Raw genomic sequence first — 23,414 nt, 5'->3', positions numbered from 1 at the left:
GGCACCTCCAACGACCCTATGTCCACCGCCGTTTCCGGCCGCACGGACCCCGGCCCCGGACGCCCGGGGCCGGAGCCGTGGCTCCACAACGAGCCATCCACGGCCCGCCGCCGTGTTCCGGCACCAAGGGCGCGCGTAGGCTCATTCCCGGCACATTGCGGCGGCGTCTACGATGCGCCGGGCACGGTCGGCCCACCCCTCGACCGACAACGAACTCAACGGAAGCGAGATTTCACCACCGTGACTGCTCTCACTCTCAGCACTGCCGGTGCGGCGACGCTGCGCGCCGACGCACTCGTCGTCGGCGTCGCCAAGGGCGTCAAGGGGCCGGTCCTCGCGCCCGGCTCCGAGGCCGTGGACAAGGCGTTCGACGGAAAGCTCGCCACCGTCCTGGAGGCCCTGGGCGCCGCAGGTGCCGAGGGCGAGGTGACCAAGCTCCCCGCACCCGACGGCCTCAAGGTCCCGGTCGTCATCGCGGTCGGGCTCGGCTCCGTCCCGAAGAAGGACGAGGCGTATGACAGCGAGGCGCTGCGCCGCGCCGCCGGCTCGGCCGCCCGTGCCCTGTCCGGCTCGAAGAAGGCCGGCTTCGCGCTGCCCGTCGAGTCCGCCGAGGACGCCGGGGCGATCGCCGAGGGCGCGCTCCTGGGCGCGTACGCCTTCACCGCGTACCAGGGCGGCGAGAACAAGCTCGCCCCCAAGGGCAAGAAGAACGGCAACGGCGCGAAGCTGCCGCTCGGCGAGGTCGCCCTGCTCGGCGCCAAGCCGCGCGACAAGGCGTTCAAGGCGGCCGCCGAGCGCGCCGTCGCGGTGGCCGAGGAGATCAACCGCTCCCGCGACCTGATCAACACCCCGCCGAACGACCTGTACCCCGAGTCCTTCGCCGCCGTGGCCACCGCCGCGGGCAAGGAGCACGGCATCAAGGTGCAGGTCCTCGACGAGAAGGCGCTCGTCAAGGGCGGCTTCGGCGGTCTGCTGGGCGTCGGCCAGGGCTCGACCCACGGCCCGCGCCTGGTGAAGCTCGCCTACACGCACCCGAAGGCGGAGAAGACCCTGGCCCTGGTCGGCAAGGGCATCACCTACGACTCGGGCGGCATCTCGCTGAAGCCGGCCGGCCACAACGAGACGATGAAGTGCGACATGAGCGGCGCCGCCGCCGTGTTCGCGGCCGTCGTCGCGGCCTCCCGCCTCGGCCTCCAGGTCAACGTGACCGGCTGGCTGGCGCTCGCCGAGAACATGCCGTCGGGCAACGCCACCCGCCCCGGTGACGTGCTGCGCATGTACAGCGGCAAGACCGTCGAGGTCCTCAACACGGACGCCGAGGGCCGGCTCGTCCTCGCCGACGCGCTGACCCGCGCCAGTGAGGAGAACCCGGACGCGATCGTCGACGTGGCGACCCTGACCGGCGCGATGGTGCTGGCGCTGGGCAACCGCACCTTCGGCATCATGGCGAACGACGACGCCTTCCGTACCTCCATCCACGAGATCGCCGAGGAGGTCGGCGAGGCCTCCTGGCCGATGCCGCTCCCCGCCGACCTGCGCAAGGGCATGGACTCCCCGACCGCCGACATCGCCAACATGGGCGAGCGGATGGGCGGCGGCCTGGTGGCCGGTCTGTTCCTGCAGGAGTTCGTGGGCGAGGGCATCGCCTGGGCGCACCTGGACATCGCCGGTCCGGCCTTCCACGAGGGCGCACCGTACGGCTACACCCCCAAGGGCGGCACCGGTTCCGCGGTCCGCACGCTGGTCAGGCTGGCCGAGCGCACCGCCGCCGGCGACCTCGGCTGAGGCCGCTGCTGTGACGGACGGCCCCGGGCATAGGCCCGGGGCCGTCCGTGTTACGCCGATGGCATCGCCGCACGGATCCGGCCGGTTTCGCTCTCGACGAAATCAGTAGGGGTCTACGCAGCGGTAACCCCCTGAGACGGATGATCATCCGTCTCAGACCCGGGCCCCGCGTCCCGCTCACCGTCAACAAGTGCGAAGATGGGTTCTCGGCAGGACAGGGCCCCCACCACAGGGCCGAATGACAAAGCGGCCGCACACCAGCCGACCGGCCGGTCACACCCCAGCGACGGGGCCCGGCGTACGGCGCACATGCATGGAGGACGTGACGTGGCGAACGACGCCAGCACCGTTTTCGACCTAGTGATCCTCGGCGGTGGTAGCGGCGGTTACGCCGCGGCCCTGCGCGGAGCGCAGCTGGGCCTGGACGTCGCTCTGATCGAGAAGGGCAAGGTCGGCGGCACCTGCCTGCACAACGGCTGTATCCCCACGAAGGCTCTGCTGCACGCCGGCGAGATCGCCGACCAGGCGCGCGAGTCCGAGCAGTTCGGTGTCAAGGCCACCTTCGAGGGCATCGACATCGACGCCGTCCACAAGTACAAGGACGACGTGATCTCGGGCCTGTACAAGGGTCTGCAGGGTCTCATCGCCTCGCGCAAGGTCACCTACATCGAGGGTGAGGGACGGCTCTCCTCCCCCACCTCGGTGGATGTGAACGGCCAGCGCGTCCAGGGCCGCCACGTGCTGCTCGCGACCGGCTCCGTGCCGAAGTCGCTGCCGGGCCTGGAGATCGACGGCAACCGCATCATCTCGTCGGACCACGCGCTCAAGCTGGACCGCGTCCCGAAGTCCGCGATCGTGCTGGGCGGCGGCGTCATCGGCGTCGAGTTCGCCTCGGCGTGGACGTCCTTCGGCACCGACGTGACGATCATCGAGGGCCTGAAGCACCTCGTCCCGGTCGAGGACGAGAACAGCTCGAAGCTTCTTGAGCGCGCCTTCCGCAAGCGCGGCATCAAGTTCAACCTCGGTACGTTCTTCCAGAGCGCCGAGTACACGCAGGACGGCGTCCGCGTGACCCTCGCCGACGGCAAGACCTTCGACGCCGAGGTGCTGCTGGTCGCCATCGGCCGCGGCCCGGTCTCGCAGGGCCTGGGCTACGAGGAGGCCGGCGTCGCGATGGACCGCGGTTACGTCCTCGTCGACGAGTACATGCAGACCAACGTGCCCACCATCTCGGCCGTGGGCGACCTGGCCCCGACGCTCCAGCTCGCGCACGTCGGCTTCGCCGAGGGCATCCTGGTGGCGGAGCGGCTGGCCGGTCTGAAGACCGTTCCGATCGACTACGACGGTGTCCCGCGGGTGACGTACTGCCACCCCGAGGTCGCCTCCGTCGGTATCACCGAGGCCAAGGCCAAGGAGCTCTACGGCGCGGACAAGGTCGTCGCCCTGAAGTACAACCTCGCGGGCAACGGCAAGAGCAAGATCCTCAAGACCGCGGGCGAGATCAAGCTCGTCCAGGTCAAGGACGGTGCCGTGGTCGGCGTCCACATGGTCGGTGACCGTATGGGCGAGCAGGTCGGCGAAGCCCAGCTGATCTACAACTGGGAAGCGCTGCCCGCCGAGGTCGCGCAGCTCATCCACGCCCACCCGACGCAGAACGAGGCCATGGGCGAGGCCCACCTGGCCCTCGCCGGCAAGCCGCTGCACTCCCACGACTGATCCAGTCGACCGGGCGCGACGACCGACCTACTTCCGCACTTTCGTAAGGAGCAACTGAAACCATGTCGGTTTCCGTAACCCTTCCGGCGCTCGGCGAGAGCGTCACCGAGGGCACTGTCACCCGCTGGCTGAAGGCCGAGGGCGAGCGCGTCGAGGCCGACGAGCCGTTGCTCGAGGTTTCGACCGACAAGGTCGACACCGAGATCCCGGCCCCCGCCGCCGGCATCCTGGCCGCCATCAAGGTCGCCGAGGACGAGACCGTCGAGGTCGGCGCCGAGCTGGCCGTCATCGACGACGGCACGGGCGCGCCCGTGGCCGCCGCGGCTCCGGCCGCCGAGCCCGCGGCCGCCCCGGCCCCGGCGCCGGTCGCCGAGGCCCCCGCCGCCGCTCCGGCCCCCGCGGCCGAGGCTCCGGCCGTCGCCGCACCGGCCGGTGGCGCCGCCGGTACCGACGTCACCCTCCCTGCGCTCGGCGAGAGCGTCACCGAGGGCACCGTCACCCGCTGGCTGAAGGAGGTCGGCGAGGAGGTCACGGAGGACGAGCCCCTCCTGGAGGTCTCCACGGACAAGGTCGACACCGAGATCCCGGCCCCGGTTTCCGGTGTGCTGCTGGAGATCGTCGTCGCCGAGGACGAGACCGCCGAGGTCGGCGCCAAGCTCGCCGTCATCGGTGCCGCGGGTGCTGCCCCGGCCGCCGCTCCGGCTCCGGCCGCGCCGGCCCCCGTGGCCGCTCCGGCCCCGGCTCCGGCCGCTGCCGCCCCCGCCCCGGCCGCCCCGGCCGCTCCGGCCGCCCCCGCTCCGGCTCCGGCCCCGGTGGCGCCCGCCGCCCCGGTCGCCGCCCCGGCGCCCGTGGCCGCCGCTCCGGTCGCCGCTCCGGCTCCGGTCACCCCGGCCGCCCCGGCCGCGACCTCCGCCGACGACGGCGCGTACGTCACGCCGCTGGTCCGCAAGCTCGCCGCCGAGAACGGCGTCGACCTGGGCTCGGTCAAGGGCACCGGCGTCGGTGGCCGCATCCGCAAGCAGGACGTCGTCGCCGCCGCGGAGGCCGCCAGGGCCGCCGCAGCCGCCCCGGCTCCGGCCGCCGCCGTTGCTCCGGCCGTCTCGAAGGCGCCGAAGCTGGAGGCGTCCCCGCTGCGCGGTCAGACGGTCAAGATGACCCGCATGCGCAAGGTCATCGGCGACAACATGATGAAGGCCCTGCACTCGCAGGCCCAGCTGACCTCGGTCGTCGAGGTCGACGTCACCAAGCTGATGAAGCTGCGCAACAAGGCGAAGGACGCGTTCGCCGCCCGCGAGGGCGTCAAGCTGTCCCCGATGCCGTTCTACGTCAAGGCGGCGGCCCAGGCGCTGAAGGCCCACCCGGTCATCAACGCCCGGATCAACGAGGACGAGGGCACCATCACGTACTTCGACTCGGAGAACATCGGCATCGCCGTGGACGCCGAGAAGGGTCTGATGACCCCGGTCATCAAGGGTGCGGGCGACCTGAACATCGCCGGTATCTCGAAGAAGACCGCCGAGCTGGCCGGCAAGGCCCGCGGCGGCGGCCTGACGCCGGACGACATGTCCGGTGCCACCTTCACCATCAGCAACACCGGCTCGCGCGGTGCGCTGTTCGACACCGTCATCGTGCCGCCGAACCAGGCAGCCATCCTGGGCATCGGTGCCACGGTCAAGCGTCCGGCGGTCATCGAGACCGAGGAGGGCACCGTCATCGGTGTCCGCGACATGACGTACCTGTCGCTCTCCTACGACCACCGTCTGGTGGACGGCGCGGACGCCGCCCGTTACCTGACCTCGGTCAAGGCGATCCTGGAGGCCGGTGAGTTCGAGGTCGAGCTCGGCCTCTGAGCCCTCCGGCTGTAACCAGCCTCACCAGCGGCGCCCCCGTCCGGATCACTTCCGGGCGGGGGCGCCGCCGTATTGTCTAGACACCACCGGTCGCCCCGGCAATCGTGATGGTGCGGACAAGCACCGGTTTGCCTCGAAGGAGCCCCTCATGACCCCGCCCGTCGTCCACTCGCTGCGCGAACAGATCCGCGAGCACATCGTGGACGGGATCGTCAGCGGGCGCTGGAAGCCCGGTGAGCGGATCGTGGAGCGCCGGATCGCCACCGAGCTTGAGGTCAGCCAGACGCCCGTGCGCGAGGCGCTGCGGGAGCTGGAGACGCTCCGGCTGATCGAGTCGGCGCCCAACAAGGGCGTACGGGTCCGCAATCTGACCGCCGCCGACCTGGAGGAGAGCTATCCGGTACGGGCCGGCCTGGAGCAGATCGCGGCGGAGCTGGCGGCGCCGGCCCTCGGCGAGGACTGCTCGCGCCTCACGCCGTACGTGACGGCGCTCTACGAGGCGGACCGGCTGGCCGACGGCGAGGCGCAGGTACGGCACACCGTGGGCTTCCACCGCGAGATGGTCCGGGCCGCCGGGAACGCGGTGCTGCTGCACACCTGGGAGGGACTGGGCATCGAGGTGTTCACCGCCCTGTCGATCCGGTGGCTGGGCACGGTGCAGAAGTCGTACGCCGAGGAGCACGAGGCGCTCATCGAGGCGTTCCTGCGCAAGGACCCGGACATCGGGGTGCTGGCCAAGGCCCACGTGCTCGGCTGCGCGCCGCGCGCCTGAGGGCCCTTGAGGTTTCTTGAGGACCCGTGAGCACCCCTGAGGACCTCTGAAGGGCGTACGCATCTGTCGTGGAGGGCGCTCGCCTGTGCAGCGGGCGCCCTTTTTGTGCACTAAATCCCGTCACTCCGTGCCCCCTTTCGCGGCACCGCATGCCAATTTCTTCATATCGAGAAGTTTTGCGCTTCACCCTTTGATCGATCATCGATCGGCGACTTACAGTTCACTTCGCGGGCCCACCGGCCCCATCGCCCTGTCCTGCCAGTCAGGGCCTTCTCCACCCCCCTCCACTCCGGAAGGCGGCGATCATGACCGACCCCGTAGGAAAGCTTCCGAGCGAGCTCGACCAGCTCCCGGACCGTGACCCCGAGGAGACCGCCGAATGGGCGGCCTCCCTGGATGCCGTCACCAAGGCCGCGGGCCCGCACCGGGCCGCGTACCTGATGCGTCGCTCGCTCGAACACGCCGAGGGCGCCGGTCTCGCGCTGCCCAAGCTGCTGGAGACCGATTACGTCAACTCCATCCCGACCGCCGCCGAGCCCGCGTTCGACGGCGACCTGGAGATGGAGTCCAGGATCACCGCCTGGAACCGCTGGAACGCCGCCGCGATGGTCACCCGCGGCTCCCGCTTCGGTGTCGGCGGCCACATCGCCACCTTCGCCTCGGCGGCCTGGCTGTACGAGACCGGCTTCAACCACTTCTTCCGCGGCAAGGAGGGGGACGGCTCCGGCGACCAGCTCTACATCCAGGGCCACGCCTCCCCCGGCATCTACGCCCGCGCCTTCCTCGACGGGCGCCTCAGCGAGCAGCAGCTCGACAACTTCCGCCAGGAGGCGGGCGGCGACGGTCTGCCGTCCTACCCGCACCCGCGGCGGCTGCCCTGGCTGTGGGAGTTCCCCACCGTGTCGATGGGCCTCGGCCCGCTCTCGGCGATCTACCAGGCGCGCTTCAACCGCTACCTCGCCAACCGCAACATCAAGGACACGTCGAACTCGCACGTCTGGGCCTTCCTGGGCGACGGCGAGATGGACGAGCCCGAGTCGACCGCCGCCCTCGCGCTGGCGGCCCGTGAGGGTCTCGACAACCTGACCTTCGTCATCAACTGCAACCTGCAGCGCCTCGACGGCCCGGTCCGCGCCAACTTCCGGGTGGTCCAGGAGCTGGAGGGCGCGTTCCGCGGCGCCGGCTGGAACGTCGTCAAGACGCTCTGGGGCAACGCCTGGGACGAGCTGTTCCAGCTGGACACCACCGGTGCGCTGGTCCGCCGGCTCCGCGAGGTCCCGGACGCGCAGTTCCAGACGTATGCCACCCGCGACGTCGCGTACATCCGGGAGCACTTCTTCGGCGCCGAGCCCGCCCTCGCCGAGCTGGCGAAGCTGCTCACCGACGCGAAGATCGCCGAGTGCTTCTACACCTCGCGCGGCGGCCACGAGGCCCGCAAGGTGTACGCGGCGTACAAGGCCGCCGTCGAGCACAAGGGCGCGCCGACCGTGATCCTCGCCCAGACGGTGAAGGGCTTCACGCTCGGCAAGGGCTTCGAGTCCAAGAACGCCAACCACCAGATGAAGAAGCTGTCCGTCGACGAGTTCAAGGACATGCGCGAGCTGCTCGGACTCCCCATCCCGGACAGCGCCTTCGCCGACGGCCTGGTGCCCTACGGCCACCCGGGCGCCGACTCCCCCGAGGTCCGCTACCTCCAGGAGCGCCGCGCCGCCCTCGGCGGTCCCGCCCCGGCCCGCCGGGTGCACGCCGCGGCGCTGCCGCAGCCCGAGGAGCGGGCGTTCGCCGCGCTCAAGAAGGGCTCCGGCAAGCAGGAGATGGCCACGACCATGGCCTTCGTCCGCCTGGTCAAGGACCTGATGCGGGACAAGGAGACCGGCAGGCGCTGGGTTCCGATCGTCCCGGACGAGGCCCGTACCTTCGGTATGGAGTCGCTGTTCCCGTCGGCCGGTATCTACTCGCCGCTGGGCCAGACGTACGAGCCGGTCGACCGCGACCAGCTGATGTACTACAAGGAGGCCAAGGACGGCCAGATCCTCAACGAGGGGATCACCGAGGCCGGGGCCATGGCCGACTTCATCGCCGCGTCGACGTCGTACGCGACGCACGGCGAGACAATGATCCCCTTCTACATCTTCTACTCGATGTTCGGCTGGCAGCGGACCGGCGACCAGATGTGGCAGCTCGCCGACCAGCTCGGCAAGGGCTTCATCGTCGGCGCCACGGCGGGCCGTACGACGCTGACCGGTGAGGGCCTCCAGCACGCGGACGGCCACTCGCAGCTGATCGCCGCCACGAACCCCGCGTCGCTCAACTACGACCCGGCGTTCGCGTACGAGATCGCGGTGATCGTCAAGGACGGTCTGCGGCGGATGTACGGCCCCGAGGCCGAGAACGTCTTCTACTACCTGACGGTCTACAACGAGCCGAAGCCGCAGCCCGCGATGCCGGAAGGCGTCGAGGAGGGCATCGTCAAGGGCCTGTACCGCTTCAAGGAGGGCACGCCCGCCTCGGCGGACGCCCCGCGGGCCCAGCTGCTGGCCTCCGGTACGGCGATCCACTGGGCACTCGAGGCGCAGGAGCTGCTGGCCGCGGAGTGGGGTGTCACGGCCGACGTCTGGTCCGCCACCTCCTGGGGCGAGCTGCGCCGCGAGGCGCTGGAGTGCGACGAGGCGCTGCTCCGCGGTGAGCAGCGGGTGCCGTACGTGACCCAGGCGCTGGAGGGCGCACCGGGTCCGGTCCTCGCGGTCAGCGACTGGATGCGTCAGGTCCCGGACCAGATCAGCCAGTGGGTGGAGCAGGACTGGTCCTCGCTCGGCACGGACGGCTTCGGCCTCTCCGACACCCGCGACGCGGCCCGCCGTCACTTCGGTGTCGACGCGCAGTCCATCGTCGTCGCGGCACTGGCCCAGCTGGCCCGCCGCGGCGAGGTGCCCGCGTCCGCGGTCAAGGAGGCCCGGGAGCGGTACGGGCTGTGATGCCTGGGCGGCCGGGTACGCCCGGCCGCCGCTTCGCCCCCGGTCACCGGGCGGTCCCCAGGAGCGGGCCGTCCGGTGGCCGGGGGCGCGCGCGTTCTGCGGTCACAATGGCCGGATGCGTGCTGCCCGTCTGATCAGAATGGTGCTGCTCCTGCAGTCCCGCCCGGCCATGACCGCCGCCGAGCTCGCCCGCGAACTGGAGGTGTCGGAGCGGACCGTGACCCGGGACGCGCAGGCGCTCTCGGAGGCGGGTGTCCCGGTGTACGCGGACCGGGGCCGGGCCGGGGGCTACCGCCTGGTCGGCGGCTACCGCACGCGCCTGACCGGCCTGGCCCGTGACGAGGCGGAGGCGCTCTTCCTCTCCGGGCTGCCGTCCGCGCTGCGCGAGATGGGGCTGGAGGACGCCGCGTCCGCCGCCCGGCTCAAGGTGTCGGCGGCACTGCTGCCCTCGCTGCGGGACGCCCCCGAGAGCGCTGCCCGGCGCTTCCACCTGGATGCTCCGGGCTGGTACCAGGAGCCGGTCACGCCCGAACTGCTGCCGGCCGTCGCCGAGGCCGTCCGGGACGACCGGTTCGTCCGTGCCCGCTACCGCCGGGGCGGTGCGGACGACGAGGTGGAGCGGGAGCTGGCACCGTACGGGCTCGTCCTGAAGGCCGGGGTCTGGTACGTCTGCGCCCGGGTGGGGGACGACTTCCGGGTGTACCGGGTCGACCGGTTCTCGGCCGTGACGGTGTCGGACGAGCGGTTCGAGCGCGACGGGCGGTTCGATCTGGCGGGCTTCTGGGAGGAGCGGGCCGCGCAGTTCGCCCGGTCGCTGCTGCGGGCCGAGGTGAGGGTGCGGGTGTCGCCCGAGGGTGTACGCCGACTGCCGTACGCCATGGACCGTTCGGCGGTCCGGGACGCTCTGGACGCGGCCGGACCGCCGGATGCCGAGGGGTGGCTCGCGCTCACCCTGCGGGTCGAGTCGATGGAGGTCGCCTACGGCCAACTGCTGTCTCTGGGGCCGGAGTCGGAGGTGCTGGAGCCGACCGCCCTGCGGGAGCGTTTCACCGCGGCCGCCGAACGTCTGCGCGAGCTCTATCGCTGAGCGGCATCTCTCGCCGCGTCCGCGTGCGTGGGCCGCTGCCAGGGCCGATGCTTGACCCGTGATGGACGAGACGGAGTTCTGGGAGCTCATCGACGGCACCCGCACGGCCGCCGGGGGCGATCCCGAGGATCAGGCCGACCTGCTGGTCGAACGGCTGGTGCGGCTCGATCCGGATGCGGTGCTGGACTTCGCCCGGCACTTCGAGGCCCGTTTCAACCGCGCCTACCGCTGGGACCTGTGGGGCGCCGCCGCCGTGCTGCTCGGCGGCGCGAGCGACGACGCCTTCGACTTCTTCCGCTGCTGGCTGATCGGCCAGGGCCGGGAGGTCTTCGAGGGGGCTCTGCACGACCCGGACAGCCTCGCCGATCTCCTCGACGACTTCGACGAGGAGATCGACGGGGACGCCGAGGATCTCGGCTACGCCGCCGACGAGGCGTACGAGCAGCTCACCGGCGTGGTCGCCCCGGACCTCGGCCTGCCGCCCCAGGCCGCCGAGCCCGAGGGGACCCCCGTGAGCTTCGAGGACGACGCGGCGCTGGCGCAGCGCTTCCCCTCGCTCTGGGAGCGGTTCGGGCCCGGCTGAGGGGCCCTGTCGTCCCGCTCCCTCAGAAGTGGGTGCCGCCGTCGATACGGATCTCCGTACCGGTGATGAAGGCCCCGTCCCGGGAGCCGAGCATCGCGACGACGCCGGCGACGGTGTCCGGGCTGGCGAAGCCCGCGCCGAGCGCCGGGGCCAGCTTCATGAAGAGCGACATGTCGGCGTCGGCGGGCAGACCCGGGCCGTTGCCGCTGGTCATGTCGGAGGAGATCGAGCCGGGCGCGACGGCGACGAACCGCAGCCCCTGCTTGCTGTACTCGCTCGCCAGCGCGTGCGTCATCGACTGGATGCCGCCCTTGCTCGCCGCGTACGCCGACATGTAGGGGTGCGCGAAGCTCGCCGAGGTGGAGGAGAAGTTCACGACGGCCGGCTCGTCGCCCGCCAGCAGGGCCGGGAGCGCCTCGCGGATCATCAGGAACGTACCCGTGAGGTTGACGGCGAGGATCTTGTTGAAGAACTCCAGCGTCGTCTTGTGGGTGTGCTCGGAGCGCAGGATGCCGGCCGCGTTGACCAGCACGTCGAGCCCGCCGAGGGTCTCCACGGCGGAGGCGACGCCCGCCTGGACCGCGGCCTCGTCCGAGATGTCCAGGGCGAGGGTGGTGAGGCGCTCGGCGGCGCCGTTCGCCACGGCCGTCTCGTACGTGGCCTTCAGCCCGGCCTCGTTGACGTCGGCCGCGACGACGTGGCCGCCCTCGGCGAGGACGCGGTGCACGGTGGCCTGTCCGATGCCGGAGCCGCCTCCGGTGATGAGTACGCGGCGGCCTTCGTAGCGGTTCATGTCTGTCTCTCTTCCGATCCCGGTGACTGCTGTCACGAAGCGGCTCGGCGGCGCCCCGATGACGTCCCGATCTATGTCCACCGTACGCCCGAGTGACACGTTTTGCCACAATGGCATTTCACGCACACTTCTGCCCCGTCGGGGTAATCTCCGGGAATGAGCACCGAGCCGAGCCAGCCGTCCCTCACCGAGCGCCGGAAGGCCGCGACCCAGCTGGAGATCGCGCGCGCCGCGGCCGCGCTCTTCGCCGAGCGCGGGCCCGACGGCACCACGGCGGAGGACATCGCCGGCCGGGCGGGGGTGGCGCTGCGCACCTTCTACCGCTACTTCCGCTCCAAGCAGGACGCGGTGGGCCCGCTGCTCTCCGGCGGCGGCGACCGCTGGCGGGCGCTGCTGGAGGCGGCCGATCCCGGGGAGCCGCTCGCCGGGACCCTGGAGCGGGCGGTCACCGAGGCGCTCCGGCTGCCGGGCGCGGACGGCGCCGAGCAGCTGGGCGTGACGCGCGGGCTGCTGCGGGCGGCGGCGCAGGACCCGGCACTGCGGGCCGTCTGGTACCGGGTCAATCAGGATTCGGAGGAGCGGCTGCTGCCGGTGCTGGCCCGGCTGGCGGGCGACGGGGCCGACCCGCTGGAGGTCCGGCTCGCCGCGGCCGCCGCGACGGACGCGGTACGGGTCGCGCTGGAGGCCTGGGCGGAGACGGACGCCCCGACGGCCGGGCCCGGCTCACCCGCCGATCTGGCGGTGCGCTGCCTGCACGAACTCATGGGCGGCATGCGGCTGTTCAAGCCGTAGAAGCCGTACTCACGGGGCGAGCGGGCGGCCCATCAGCACATCGTCCACGTAACGCCCGTCCAGGAAGAACTCGCCGGGCAGTACCCCTTCGACGACGAACCCCTCCGACTCGTACAGGGCCCGCGCGGGTGTGTTGTGTCCGAGCACCCGCAGGGTCATCCGGTTCGCCCCTTCGCGGCGCGCCGCCGCGAAGGCGGCCCGCAGCAGGGTCCTGGCGACACCGCGGCCGCGCGCCCAGTCGGCCACGGCGAGGCCCTGTATCTGCCGGACATGGGAGTTGCAGGCCAGCGGGGTCGGCAGGACCAGCCTGAGGTAGCCGGCCGTGCGCCGCTCGCCGTCGGCGTCCGCCGCCTCGGCCACCAGGAAATCCTCGGGCCGGTGACGCTCGTCGAAGAACGGCTCGTACGGCGGCTGCGGCCTGGGCACCACCTCGTGCAGCGTCGACCAGGTGGCGCGGTCGAGTTCACCGAGTGCGGCCTCGTCGGGGAGGGCGGCGGGGCGGACGAGGACCGGATGGGTGTGGGTCTCGGGCATGCGCGCCACTGTGCCATGGCGCCCCTGGCCCGGTCAGCCCGGTTTCACCGCCCGGCCGGCCCGGTTCCGCCACCCCGGTACGCCCCGATGACACGAGGGGCAGGCGGCCCCGGCAGGTGGGTCCTGCGGGGCCGCTGGGGCAGGATGGACCCATGCCGCACTCCCGTATCGCTGTCACCGGAGCATCAGGACTCATCGGAGCGGCGCTGGTGCGCTCGCTGCGGGCCGACGGGCACGAGGTGGTGCGCCTGGTGCGGCACCCCGCGCGGGCCGGCGACGAGGTGGAGTGGGATCCGAAGCGGGGTTACGTCGACGTGGCGGGCCTGGTGGGCTGCGACGCCGTCGTCCACCTCGCCGGGGCCGGGGTCGGCGACCACCGCTGGACCGCCGCGTACAAGCGGGAGATCCGGGACAGCCGGGTGCTGGGTACGGCGGCGATCGCGGAGGCGGTCGCCTCGCTGGACGTGCCGCCGAAGGTGCTGCTGTCCGGGTCCGCGATCGGCTACTACGGCGACACCGGGGACCGCGCCGTCGACGAGAGCGCCCCGGCCGGTGAGGGATTCCTGCCGTCCGTCTGCGTGGAGTGGGAGGCGGCCACGGCCCCCGCCGAGGAGGCGGGGGTACGGACGGTGCACGCGCGCACCGGTCTGGTCGTCGGCCGCGAGGGCGGCGCCTGGGGCCGGCTCTTCCCGCTGTTCCGGGCGGGGCTCGGCGGCCGGCTGGGCGACGGGCGCCAGTACTGGAGCTTCATCGCACTGCACGACGAGGTCGCGGCGCTGCGCCACATCCTGGACACCGAGTCGCTCTCGGGCCCGGTGAATCTGACCGGCCCCGACCCCGTCACCAACCGCGAGGTGACGGCCGCGATGGGGCGGGTGCTGCACCGCCCCACGCTCCTCACGGCACCGGCACCGGCGTTGCGGATCGCCCTGGGGGACTTCGCCGAGGACGTGCTGGCCAGTCAGCGGGTGCTGCCGGGCCAACTGCTGGACTCGGGCTTCGTGTTCGCCTTCCCGGGGATCGACGCGGCGATCCGCGCGGCACTGCGCTGAGCCCGGACGCACCCCTCACCCAATCGGACGGGCGTGCGACCCCGTGCAACGGTGCCCCGGGTGCGCGCGACTGCGCCTTTACCGGCCGCCTTCCTACCCTCCTTGCGAACTCGGGCATTCCGGGGGCCTGTTGGGGGCAAGAGCCTCCCACCAGTTGCGCCGACTCGGGGAGGGGCACGTGCTCAGCACGGCACACCACGCGGACGTCGTCATCATCGGGGCCGGGATCGCCGGCCTGTCAGCCGCCCACCGACTGACCAGTGCAGGGGTAAGCGTCAGCGTCCTGGAGGCCGGCCCCCGGGTCGGCGGCCGGATGACCACCACCGACCTGGACGGCTTCCGGCTCGACCATCTCGGCCCACTGCTCAGCACCTCCTACCCGGCCCTGCGCACGACGCCCGGCCTCGAAGGGATGGTGCTGCGCAACTTCGCCCCGGGCGTCCTCGTCCACAGCGAGGGCCGTCAGTACCGGACCGGCGATGTGCGGGGCGCGCGGGGCGCATTCAAGGCAGCGCGCGCCCTGGCAAGCGCCCCCCGGCCACCGATGGGCGGGCCGATCGACCAGGCCCGGCTGGGCGCCGCCCTGACCCGGCTCGCCGCCACCCCGTCCGCCCGCATCCTGGCCCGGCCCGAACAGACCGCGCTCGCCGCCCTGTCCCACCGAGGCCTGCCCTCCCGCACGGTCAACGGCTTCCTGCGCCCGCTGCTCTCCGCGCTGCTCAGCGACCCGGAGCTCGGCACGTCCAGCCGGTGCGCCGATCTGGCCCTGCGCGGCTATGCGAGCGGCAGGCTGTGCGTGCCCGAGGGCGGCGCGGCGACGCTGCCCGAACTCCTCGCGGCGGCGCTGCCGCCCGGCACCGTACGCACCGGGGTGCATGTCACGGCCGCCGACATCACCTCGGTCCGCACCAAGGAGCACGGCGAACTGGGCTGCCGTTCCCTGCTGCTGGCGACCGGTGCGGGCGCCGCCGCCGAGCTGCTGCCGGGTCTGCGGGTGCCGCCCTTCCATCCCGTGACGGTCCTTCACCACACCGCCCCCGCTCCCCCGCCGACCGGCGCCGCGCTGCTGCTGGACGCCGACCGCTCGGGCCCGGTCGCGCACACCGCGGTGATGAGCGCGGTCGACCCCTCGCGCGCGCCTCGGGGCCGTACGCTGATCAGCTCGACGGTGCTCGGCACCCCGCCGCCCGACCTGGACCGGACGGTCCGCGCCCATCTCGCCGCGCTGTACGGCACTCCCACCGGCGACTGGGAGCTGCTGGCCGCCCGCCACGATCCGGAGGCGGTCCCCGCGATGCCCGCCCCGCACGATCCGCGCCGCCCGGTGCGGCTGCTGGCCGGCCTGTACGTGTGCGGCGACCACCGCGACACGAGCACGGTCCAGGGGGCCCTGTTCTCGGGCCACCGTGCGGCCGACGCGATCCTCACCGACCTGGGTGTACGGCCGGGGAGCGGGACGGCGCTGCCCGAGGCCGCGTAGGCCCCGGCCGCATTCCCCGGGGCTCGTCCGACGGCGTCTGTCCGCGACACCGGTCCGGGGTGCGCCGGTGGCCGCCCCGGGCTCAGCCGAGCGCGGCGACCCGGTCGCGGTAGCCGCGTACCGCGGCGGCGTCCCGGTACGGCTCCAGGCGCCGTTCGAAGTCCCGCACGTACTCCGTCGCCCGCACCGATCGCATCTCCGTGGCCTGCTTGGCGGCCTCGGCGCCGAGCGCGCACGCCTGGTCGAGCTCGCCGAGCCCGAGCCGGGCGGAGGCCAGCACCACCCGGCAGAACAATCGGCTGCGGGCGTACGCCGGGGAGCGCAGCTGGAGGGAGCGCTCCGCGTGCTGCGCCGCGGCCCGGTACTGCTGGAGGTCCCGGTGGCAGTGCCCGAACTCGTCGGCGAGCTGGGCCTCGTCGAAGTACCGCGCCCAGTGCGGCACCTCGTCACCCGACCGGGCGATCTCCAGCGCGTGTTCCGCCCGCGCCAGCGAGGTGGTGCAGGGCCTGGCCTCGCCGAGCACCCCGTGGCCGCGCGCCTCGACGGCGTGCAGCAGGGCCTGGACGACGGGCGGCGCCGAGGAGCCGATGCCCTGCTGGGCCACCCTGGCCAGCTGCACGGCCTCCCTGCCGTGGCCGAGGTAGACCGCCTGCCGGCTCATGGTGATCAGCACGTAGCTGCCGTACGCGCGGTCCCCGGCGGCCTGGGCCAGCCGCAGTGCCTGGACGAAGTACCGCTGGGCCAGGCCGTGGGCCGCGATGTCGTACGAGGTCCAGCCCGCCAGCCGGGTCAGGTCGGCGGCGGCGGCGAAGAGCCGGCGCCCGGTGGCCTCCCCGTACGTGCCGCGGAGCATGGGTTCCGTCTCGTGCTCCAGGTACCGGACGAGGGCCTGGCGGGCGTGGCCGCCGCCGTAGGTGTTGTCGAGGGCGCGGAAGAGCTCGCCGACCGAGCGCAGGGCGGCGACGTCACCGCCGCTGACCCGCTGGCCGGGGGCGCGTTCGGACTGCCGTTGCCGCGGGACGCCGGGGACGCCCGGCAGCCCCGCGGCCGGCGGGGCCGGAGCGGTGGGGGATCCCGGTGGGGCGCCGGGACCGGAGGGCCGGGAGGGAACGGGTCCGCGGGCGCCGCCCCGGCCACCGGCGCCGTTCGCCGGGCTCCCGCCGTGCGCCCCGTACGGGCCGCCGCGCGCCGCGCCGGGACCACCGGGCCGCGCGGGGGCACCGGTCTCGGCGGGCCCGGCGGCCCCGGCGGGCCTCGTGATCCCACCGGCCCCGTGGTCCCCGCCGGTCCCGCCGTGCGTCTGGGGCACGGGCTCGCTCCCCCGCCCCACCCACTCGTCGGCCCGTCCGATCAGCCAGTCCCGGCTGGGGACGACGAGCCCGGCCGGGGTGAAGGCGATCTTGCGCAGCTCCGCATGGCTGCCCGAGTCCTTCCGCCACAGCCCGCTGACGATGTCGACCGCCTCCGCGGGCGTGGCCGCGAACTCCAGGCCCGCGTAGACCGGGGCGCAGGCGTCGAGGCCCAGGTCCTGTGCGGAGAGACGGCGCCCGAGCCGCCGGGTGAAGACCTCGGCGATCAGCGCGGGGGTGGTCCCGCGGGGCTGCTGGCCGCGCAGCCAGCGGGTCACGGAGGTCTTGTCGTACCGCAGGTCGAGGCCGTGCTCCAGGCCGAGTTGGTCCACCCTGCGGGCGAGGCCGGCGTTGGAGAAGCCGGCCTCGGTGATGAGCGAGGCGAGTCGGCGGTTGGGGGTGCGCTGCGGAGGTCGTTCCGACATCAGCTGTACGGTCTCCTGCCTTCGGGGCCGGGCGGGCAGCCCTTATGGAACGGCGCGAATTTAGCGGCCTCCGCAGCGGTCACAGCCACCTTCGCTTCACTTTCATCCGATCGTGTGAGGATTGAGGTCGGCGCTGACGGGAAGACCTGCCGGGCCATCGCCCGAGTGCCGGTCGTACAGTGGCCGGGGGCGTGATTTCAGTGCATGGTGACGCGGCTCCGGGCACCCCCGGACGCACGGCACCACAAGTAGGGAGGCATCTGTCGTGGCTGAGCTTCGGTTCGTCCGGCTGGGATTCGGCGAGGAAGCCGTCGACTACCAGGAGGCCTGGCAGAAGCAGCGCGAGGTGCACGCGGCCAGATTCGAGGACACCGTCCCCGACACCTGCCTGCTGCTGGAGCACCCGCCGGTCTACACGGCCGGACGGCGCACGACCGACAGCGAACGCCCGCTGGACGGCACCCCCGTCATCGACGTGGACCGCGGCGGCAAGATCACCTGGCACGGCCCCGGCCAGCTGGTCGGCTACCCGATCCAGAAGCTGCCCCGCCCGGTGGACGTCGTCGCGCACGTCCGGCGGCTGGAGGACGCGCTGATCCGTACCGCCGCCGAGTTCGGCGTGGAGACCACCCGGGTCGAGGGCCGCAGCGGCGTCTGGGTGCTCGGCGACCCGGTCGAGGACCGCCCGGCGATCGGTGGTCTCTCGCTCGACTTCGACCCGCGGCTGCACGACGAGGAGTTCGACGCCCGGCTGAACGGCCCCGAGTACGCCCCGTCCAACGCCGGCCAGCGCCGTGAGGACCGCAAGCTGGCGGCGATCGGCATCCGGGTGGCCAAGGGCGTCACCATGCACGGCTTCTCCTTCAACGTGAACCCGGACAACACCTGGTTCGACCGGATCGTGCCGTGCGGCATCCGGGACGCCGGCGTCACCTCACTGGCGTACGAGCTGGGCCGCGACATCACCATCGCGGACGTGCTCCCGGTCGTCGAGAAGCACCTGAGGAACGTCCTGGAGAACGCCGAGCTCGCCCCGCGCACCGTCGAGCGCCCGACCGATGCCGTGGCCACGGCGTGACGTACGGATCGCCCTCCGGGGAATAGGCCCTGCCGGCCACAGGTTGGCCACACGTAAAGCCGTTTGAACCACGGGCGTACCCTGGTGTTCGCCGAAGAATCCAATGCAGTGAAAGCAAAGGGGAGTGCCGGAGTGTCCGCTGTCGCACCCGACGGGCGCAAGATGCTGCGCCTTGAGGTCCGGAACAGCCAGACCCCCATCGAGCGCAAGCCCGAGTGGATCAAAACCCGGGCGAAGATGGGCCCCGAATACAACCAGCTGCAGAAACTCGTGAAGAGCGAGGGTCTGCACACGGTGTGCCAGGAGGCCGGCTGCCCCAACATCTTCGAGTGCTGGGAGGACCGCGAGGCCACCTTCCTCATCGGAGGTGACCAGTGCACCCGGCGCTGTGACTTCTGCCAGATCGACACGGGCAAGCCGCAGGCGCTGGACCGGGACGAGCCCCGCCGCGTCGGCGAGTCCGTCGTCACGATGGACCTGAACTACGCCACCATCACCGGCGTCGCCCGCGACGACCTGGAGGACGGCGGTGCCTGGCTGTACGCGGAGACCGTGCGCCAGATCCACGCGCTGACCGCGGAGCGGGAGGCCGGCCGCACCAAGGTCGAGCTGCTGATCCCCGACTTCAACGCGGAGCCCGAGCAGCTCGCCGAGGTCTTCTCCTCGCGCCCCGAGGTGCTCGCGCACAACGTCGAGACGGTGCCGCGGATCTTCAAGCGGATCCGTCCCGGCTTCCGTTACGAGCGCTCCCTGGAGGTCATCACGCGGGCCCGTGAGGCCGGTCTGGTGACCAAGTCCAACCTGATCCTCGGCATGGGCGAGACCCGCGAGGAGGTCAGCGAGGCGCTCCAGGACCTGTACGACGCGGGTTGCGAGCTCATCACGATCACGCAGTACCTGCGGCCGTCCGTGCGCCACCACCCGGTCGAGCGCTGGGTGAAGCCGCAGGAGTTCGTGGAGCTGAAGGAGGAGGCCGACGAGATCGGCTACTCCGGCGTGATGTCCGGGCCGCTGGTCCGTTCCTCGTACCGCGCGGGCCGTCTTTTCCAGCAGGCGATCGAGCGTCGCGGCGCGACCGCCGCGGCGCCCACCGTGTGAATCCGAGCACAAGAAGCTACCAAGCGGTAATCGCTGTTTCGACGCGGCCCGTACGCTCCCCGCAGGCCGGGGGCGCGTATGGGCCGCTTCGGCGTGCGCGGCGCCCGTATCAAGGTTTCATTGGTGTTTGACCGACCGGTCATGCGCTGGTAACACCGAGCAGTGACGCTGGGTGCGAACGACGCGGTGGCCGGCAGCAGCCGTCCGGGCCGCTGCCGCCCCCACGCCCCGCACCCCAGCGCCCGCCACCCACTACGCGCAACGCAGTCCCGGGCAGTTCGGCCCGGGCAGCTGAGTCCACGCAGCTCAGTCCGCACATCCGCTCCGAGGAGATCTCCACGATGCAGGCCGTGCCGGTACGCGCCACCGCCATCCCTTCCGTCACCGATGCCCTCCGTGCCGTCGAGTCGCTGTTCCTGGGCGGCGGCCAGCGCACCGCCCGCCGCAACGCCTGGAACGCCGTCCTGGAGGACCGGCGCCGGGCCAAGGACCGGGTCGAGGCCGAGTACGTACTGGAGGCCGCGGCCGACCACCGTTCCTAGGCCACGTAAACTTCTGTGCATGGCGAGGAAGGCAAACACTGAAGGCGCGGACAGCGCCGAGAACGCGGGGCGGCTCAAGCAGATCGCCCTGACCTACAAGATGGCCAAGCGGTCCGACCCGAAGGTCGGTCTTGTCGTCGCGGGCGTGGGAATTGTCACCTTCGGTGTCCTCCTCGGGGTCGGCTTCCTGATCGGCCACCCGATCTATCTGGGCATCCTGGGCTTCGTGCTGGCCCTCCTCGCGATGGCGATCGTCTTCGGACGGCGTGCCGAGCGTGCCGCCTTCGGGCAGATGGAGGGGCAGCCGGGCGCCGCGGCGGCGGTGCTGGACCGCGTGGGACGCGGCTGGACGACGACACCCGCGGTCGCGATGAACCGCAGCCAGGACGTCGTGCACCGCGCCGTGGGCAAGGCGGGCATCGTGCTGGTCGGCGAGGGCAACCCGAACCGCGTGAAGCTGCTGCTCGCGGCCGAGAAGAAGAAGATGGCGCGCATCCTGGTCGACGTACCGGTGCACGACATCATCGTCGGCAACGACGAGGGCCAGGTGCCCCTGAAGAAGGTGCGCACCAAGATGCTCAAGATGCCGCGCGTGCTCACCGGCCCGCAGGTGACGGCCGCGAACGACCGGCTGCGCGCGATGGGCGACCTGATGAGCAACATGCCGCTGCCCAAGGGCCCGATGCCGAAGGGCATGCGGATGCCGCGCGGCGGAAAGATGCGCTGACGCCGGACACCGGAGACACGGAGTGTCGCCGGACGGCATACGAAGAGGCGGGGGGGGTTACCTTTATGTGGGCGCCCCCCCCCCTAGTGTGGCCGGGTGTGGGGATGGGCCGGAGGGGGGCCACGGGGGGGCGGGGCCCCCCGGCGGGGCGCCCCCCCCCCGCCCCCCCCCCCGGGGGGGGGGGGCCCCCCGGGCCCCCCCCCCCCCCCCCCCCCCGCCGGGCGGCGGGCCCCCCCCCCCCCCCCCCCCCCCCCCGCCTCTCTGTCTGCCTGTCTGTCGAGAGGCCCTAGATGCGGACCTGGACGGCGCGGGCCAGCCGGTCGTGCAGGCCGCGGCCGTCGCGGTCCCAGACCAGGGCCGGGATCGCCAGGCACAGCAGCACGCTGCGGACGACGACCCGCCCGAGGGCCAGCCGGCCACCGTTCTCGGAGACGACCCTGATGCCCAGGAGGCGCTTGCCCGGCGTACAGCCGATGGTCCCGACGGTGAGCACGCTCAGCACCAGGAAGATGCCCAGTGCCCAGTTTCCGGCTGCCTGCTGGTCACCGCGGGCGAACAGCCCGTATGCGATCAGCAGGCACAGGGCCCAGTCGATGAAGACCGCGCCGAACCGCCGGCCGAGCGGCGCCACGGAACCCGGCCCGTGTTCGGGCAGGCCGAGTCGCTTGCCCCGGTGGCCGAAGTCGGCCCCCATCTCCTCGGCGGCCGCGCGCGGCCCGGAGAGCCACGATCCGATTGCTTGCCTGTTGTCCACCCGAACACGGTACTGCGCCGTCCCCGGCGGGACGCCGGGCGGGGGCCCGGTACAGCCTCCCGGAGCGGCCGGAACACGGGTCCGTAACCGGCCACGAGGTGCCGGTCACACTCGGCTCGGTTAACTTCAGCGAAACAAATGGGTCATGCTTGAGAAATCCGGTCTGCCTATGGTCGGGTCCAGCGTGTGCCACCGCACTGGCCGCACCACGAGCTACAACCCCGTCCCTCCCGGGCCGGGAGTAGGAGGAGTTGGATGTTCCAGAACGCCGACGACGCGAAGAAGTACATCGCCGACAATGACGTCAAGTTCATCGATGTCCGGTTCTGTGACCTGCCCGGTGTGATGCAGCACGTCACCGTCCCGGCGGCGACCTTCGACCCGGCCGACGAGCTTGCCTTCGACGGCTCGTCGATCCGCGGCTTCCAGGCCATCCACGAGTCCGACATGGCGCTGCGCGCGGACCTGTCGACCGCCCGTCTCGACCCCTTCCGCCGCGACAAGACCGTCAACATCAACTTCTTCATCCACGACCCGATCACCGGCGAGCAGTACAGCCGTGACCCGCGGAACGTGGCCAAGAAGGCCGAGGCGTACCTCGCCTCCACCGGTATCGCCGACACCGCGTACTTCGGCCCCGAGGCCGAGTTCTACGTCTTCGACAACGTCCGTTTCCAGACGTCGGCGAACGAGAGCTTCTACCACATCGACTCCGAGGCCGGCGCCTGGAACACCGGTTCGGAGGTGAACAACCGCGGCTACAAGGTCCGCTACAAGGGCGGTTACTTCCCGGTCCCGCCGGTCGACCACTTCGCCGACCTGCGTGCCGAGATGTCCCTGGAGCTGGAGAACAGCGGCCTCCAGATCGAGCGCCAGCACCATGAGGTCGGCACCGCCGGCCAGGCCGAGATCAACTACAAGTTCAACACACTGCTCGCCGCGGCCGACGACCTGATGCTGTTCAAGTACATCATCAAGAATGTCGCCTGGCGCAACGGCAAGACCGCGACGTTCATGCCGAAGCCGATCTTCGGCGACAACGGTTCGGGCATGCACGTCCACCAGTCCCTGTGGGCCGGTGGCGACCCGCTGTTCTACGACGAGCAGGGTTACGCGGGCCTCTCGGACATGGCCCGCTACTACATCGGCGGCATCCTCAAGCACGCCCCGTCGCTGCTGGCGTTCACCAACCCGACGGTGAACTCCTACCATCGCCTGGTCCCCGGCTTCGAGGCCCCGGTCAACATGGTGTACTCGCAGCGCAACCGCTCGGCCGCGATGCGCATCCCGATCACGGGCTCCAACCCGAAGGCCAAGCGCGTCGAGTTCCGCGCCCCGGACCCGTCGTCCAACCCGTACCTGGCCTTCTCCGCGCTGCTGATGGCGGGCCTCGACGGCATCAAGAACAAGATCGAGCCCGCCGAGCCGATCGACAAGGACCTCTACGAGCTGGCTCCCGAGGAGCACGCCAACGTCCAGCAGGTCCCGACCTCCCTCCCGGCCGTCCTGGACGCGCTGGAGGCGGACAACGAGTACCTCCAGGCCGGCGGCGTCTTCACGTCCGACCTGATCGAGACCTGGATCGACTACAAGCGCACCAACGAGATCGCCCCGATCCAGCTGCGCCCGCACCCGCACGAGTTCGAGCTGTACTTCGACCTCTAGGAGGCGGGGTTGGCCGAGCCGGCCCCAGGGCTCCGAGTGGGATCAACTTGATCTCACAAACAGCAGCGAGGGCCGCTGCCCCATACCTCGGGGCAGCGGCTCTCGCCATGTCACTGGCTGTTCGCCGAGCTACAGGTTCGTCGGCGGCTGACCCGCAGGCGGCTGACCGGCCGGCGGCTGACCCGCAGGCGGCTGACCGGCCGGCGGCTGACCCGCAGGCGGCTGACCGGCCGGCGGCTGACCCGCAGGCGGCTGACCGGCCGGCGGCTGACCCGCAGGCGGCTGACCGGCCGGCGGCTGACCCGCAGGCGGCTGACCGGCCGGCGGCTGACCCGCAGGCGGCTGACCGGCCGGCGG

At 72.0% G+C, this 23,414-nt stretch carries 20 protein-coding genes; 15 read left to right on the top strand and 5 right to left on the bottom strand.

Annotated elements, in window-relative coordinates:
• Positions 1-240 precede the first annotated feature (240 nt).
• From ACFYY7_RS03210 to ACFYY7_RS03180, 7 genes are all read left to right on the top strand, one after another.
• Complete coding sequence (locus ACFYY7_RS03210) at positions 241-1,785, top strand: leucyl aminopeptidase (RefSeq protein WP_388656332.1); 1,545 nt, start codon at positions 241-243, stop codon at positions 1,783-1,785.
• Between the two features lie 327 nt (positions 1,786-2,112).
• Positions 2,113-3,501 carry a dihydrolipoyl dehydrogenase gene (gene lpdA / locus ACFYY7_RS03205; protein WP_266736850.1) on the top strand — a complete coding sequence of 463 codons (1,389 nt, stop codon included), beginning with the start codon at positions 2,113-2,115 and terminating at the stop codon, positions 3,499-3,501.
• Positions 3,502-3,563: 62 nt separating this feature from the next.
• Positions 3,564-5,351: a 2-oxoglutarate dehydrogenase, E2 component, dihydrolipoamide succinyltransferase gene (gene sucB, locus ACFYY7_RS03200; RefSeq protein ID WP_388656329.1), complete on the top strand. Its 1,788-nt coding sequence runs from the start codon at positions 3,564-3,566 to the stop codon at positions 5,349-5,351.
• Positions 5,352-5,499: 148 nt separating this feature from the next.
• Positions 5,500-6,123: a GntR family transcriptional regulator gene (locus ACFYY7_RS03195; RefSeq protein ID WP_124718089.1), complete on the top strand. Its 624-nt coding sequence runs from the start codon at positions 5,500-5,502 to the stop codon at positions 6,121-6,123.
• A gap of 305 nt (positions 6,124-6,428) precedes the next feature.
• Positions 6,429-9,098, top strand: a complete 2,670-nt coding sequence (gene aceE, locus ACFYY7_RS03190) for a pyruvate dehydrogenase (acetyl-transferring), homodimeric type (RefSeq protein WP_388656326.1) — start codon at positions 6,429-6,431, stop codon at positions 9,096-9,098.
• A gap of 115 nt (positions 9,099-9,213) precedes the next feature.
• On the top strand, positions 9,214-10,185 hold the full coding sequence (locus ACFYY7_RS03185; RefSeq protein WP_388656323.1) for a helix-turn-helix transcriptional regulator: 972 nt from the start codon (positions 9,214-9,216) through the stop codon (positions 10,183-10,185).
• 61 nt (positions 10,186-10,246) lie between these two features.
• On the top strand, positions 10,247-10,768 hold the full coding sequence (locus ACFYY7_RS03180) for a DUF4240 domain-containing protein (protein ID WP_388657101.1): 522 nt from the start codon (positions 10,247-10,249) through the stop codon (positions 10,766-10,768).
• 22 nt (positions 10,769-10,790) lie between these two features.
• Here ACFYY7_RS03180 and ACFYY7_RS03175 read toward each other — a convergent pair whose 3' ends face one another.
• Entirely contained in the window at positions 10,791-11,561 is a 771-nt protein-coding gene (locus ACFYY7_RS03175; protein WP_351266758.1) for an SDR family oxidoreductase, read from the bottom strand.
• A 156-nt stretch (positions 11,562-11,717) separates the two neighbouring features.
• On the opposite strand from ACFYY7_RS03175, the gene ACFYY7_RS03170 reads away from it, so the two are divergent.
• On the top strand, positions 11,718-12,353 hold the full coding sequence (locus ACFYY7_RS03170) for a TetR family transcriptional regulator (RefSeq protein WP_388656319.1): 636 nt from the start codon (positions 11,718-11,720) through the stop codon (positions 12,351-12,353).
• Positions 12,354-12,362: 9 nt separating this feature from the next.
• On the opposite strand, the gene ACFYY7_RS03165 is transcribed toward ACFYY7_RS03170, so the two are convergent.
• Complete coding sequence (locus tag ACFYY7_RS03165) at positions 12,363-12,887, bottom strand: GNAT family N-acetyltransferase (protein ID WP_388656317.1); 525 nt, start codon at positions 12,885-12,887, stop codon at positions 12,363-12,365.
• 152 nt (positions 12,888-13,039) lie between these two features.
• On the opposite strand from ACFYY7_RS03165, the gene ACFYY7_RS03160 reads away from it, so the two are divergent.
• On the top strand, positions 13,040-13,939 hold the full coding sequence (locus ACFYY7_RS03160) for a TIGR01777 family oxidoreductase (RefSeq protein WP_388656315.1): 900 nt from the start codon (positions 13,040-13,042) through the stop codon (positions 13,937-13,939).
• A 178-nt stretch (positions 13,940-14,117) separates the two neighbouring features.
• Positions 14,118-15,419: an NAD(P)/FAD-dependent oxidoreductase gene (locus ACFYY7_RS03155; protein ID WP_388656313.1), complete on the top strand. Its 1,302-nt coding sequence runs from the start codon at positions 14,118-14,120 to the stop codon at positions 15,417-15,419.
• Positions 15,420-15,501: 82 nt separating this feature from the next.
• Here ACFYY7_RS03155 and ACFYY7_RS03150 read toward each other — a convergent pair whose 3' ends face one another.
• Positions 15,502-17,193: a regulator gene (locus ACFYY7_RS03150; protein ID WP_388656310.1), complete on the bottom strand. Its 1,692-nt coding sequence runs from the start codon at positions 17,191-17,193 to the stop codon at positions 15,502-15,504.
• Between the two features lie 265 nt (positions 17,194-17,458).
• Between ACFYY7_RS03150 and lipB the strand changes: the two genes are divergently transcribed.
• From lipB to ACFYY7_RS03130, 4 genes are all read left to right on the top strand, one after another.
• The gene (lipB, locus tag ACFYY7_RS03145) at positions 17,459-18,271 is read left to right on the top strand and encodes a lipoyl(octanoyl) transferase LipB (RefSeq protein WP_388656307.1); all 813 of its coding nucleotides are present in this window, start codon (positions 17,459-17,461) and stop codon (positions 18,269-18,271) included.
• Positions 18,272-18,403: 132 nt separating this feature from the next.
• On the top strand, positions 18,404-19,369 hold the full coding sequence (lipA, locus tag ACFYY7_RS03140) for a lipoyl synthase (RefSeq protein ID WP_356079931.1): 966 nt from the start codon (positions 18,404-18,406) through the stop codon (positions 19,367-19,369).
• Positions 19,370-19,710: 341 nt separating this feature from the next.
• Entirely contained in the window at positions 19,711-19,911 is a 201-nt protein-coding gene (locus ACFYY7_RS03135; protein WP_383709290.1) for a hypothetical protein, read from the top strand.
• A 19-nt stretch (positions 19,912-19,930) separates the two neighbouring features.
• Positions 19,931-20,638: a DUF4191 domain-containing protein gene (locus ACFYY7_RS03130; RefSeq protein WP_388656304.1), complete on the top strand. Its 708-nt coding sequence runs from the start codon at positions 19,931-19,933 to the stop codon at positions 20,636-20,638.
• Positions 20,639-20,924: 286 nt separating this feature from the next.
• Here the strand turns inward: ACFYY7_RS03130 and ACFYY7_RS03125 are convergent, their stop codons facing one another.
• Complete coding sequence (locus ACFYY7_RS03125) at positions 20,925-21,392, bottom strand: RDD family protein (RefSeq protein ID WP_388656301.1); 468 nt, start codon at positions 21,390-21,392, stop codon at positions 20,925-20,927.
• Positions 21,393-21,647: 255 nt separating this feature from the next.
• Here ACFYY7_RS03125 and glnA point away from each other — a divergent pair, with 255 nt between their 5' ends.
• Positions 21,648-23,057 carry a type I glutamate--ammonia ligase gene (gene glnA / locus ACFYY7_RS03120; RefSeq protein ID WP_358952346.1) on the top strand — a complete coding sequence of 470 codons (1,410 nt, stop codon included), beginning with the start codon at positions 21,648-21,650 and terminating at the stop codon, positions 23,055-23,057.
• A 110-nt stretch (positions 23,058-23,167) separates the two neighbouring features.
• On the opposite strand, the gene ACFYY7_RS03115 is transcribed toward glnA, so the two are convergent.
• On the bottom strand, positions 23,168-23,414 hold a 247-nt coding region (locus ACFYY7_RS03115), incomplete at its 5' end, for a hypothetical protein (protein WP_388656298.1).

The organism is Streptomyces sp. NPDC001933 (genome assembly GCF_042890955.1).
In the GTDB taxonomy this organism is placed as follows: Bacteria; Actinomycetota; Actinomycetes; order Streptomycetales; family Streptomycetaceae; genus Streptomyces.
This window is presented reverse-complemented; position numbering and strand designations above follow the sequence as displayed.